Genomic DNA, 601 nt, shown 5'->3' with positions numbered 1-601 from the left:
CAAATTGATCTTTGCAGTATTGATCTTCGCTTTGGCTACGAGCACTTGCGCTTTCGCTTCTTTGTAAGCCGCTTCTGCTTCATCCAGATCTTGTTGACTGATCGATTTCTTGGTAATCAATGCGCGGTAACGTTTAACGGTTGCAAACGTCGATTCTTCAGAAGCTTGCGTACGAATCAGCTCCGCTTCTGCACTAAGCAAATCCGCTTGAAATGAAGAGTCATCAATTTGATACAACGACTGACCTTTTTCCACAACGCCACCTTCAACAAAGTTACGTTCTGAAATAATACCCGTTACCTGTGGGCGGACTTCCGCCTCTTTAAATGCACGGCTGCGGCCCGGCAACTCAACCGTCAAAGCTTGTCGAACAGGTTCAACCGTCAACACATTCACTTCGGTGGCGGGAGCGGCGCCACCACCTTGCTCAGTTCCTTCTTGGCTTGGTTGACATCCCGCCATAAACAGGCTCGATGCAATCAGCAGCGATAGCGTGGTTCTACGTCTCATGAAACATCTCTCTTATTTTGCAAGCCCTACAAATATCCAATTCAATGCGTTCTGAATGGCTCGATTATGATTAGTGGATATGCATCTATCC

At 47.1% G+C, this 601-nt stretch carries 1 pseudogene; it reads right to left on the bottom strand.

The annotated features are described in order from the left end of the window. A pseudogene (vmeA, locus tag R7Q48_RS28960) lies at positions 1-510 on the bottom strand (multidrug efflux RND transporter periplasmic adaptor subunit VmeA); the annotation flags it as partial. Between the last annotated feature and the right edge of the window lie 91 nt (positions 511-601).

The organism is Vibrio sp. 378 (assembly GCF_033339435.1).
Note: the sequence above shows the minus strand (reverse complement) of the source record. Positions and strands in the feature narration are given on the sequence as shown.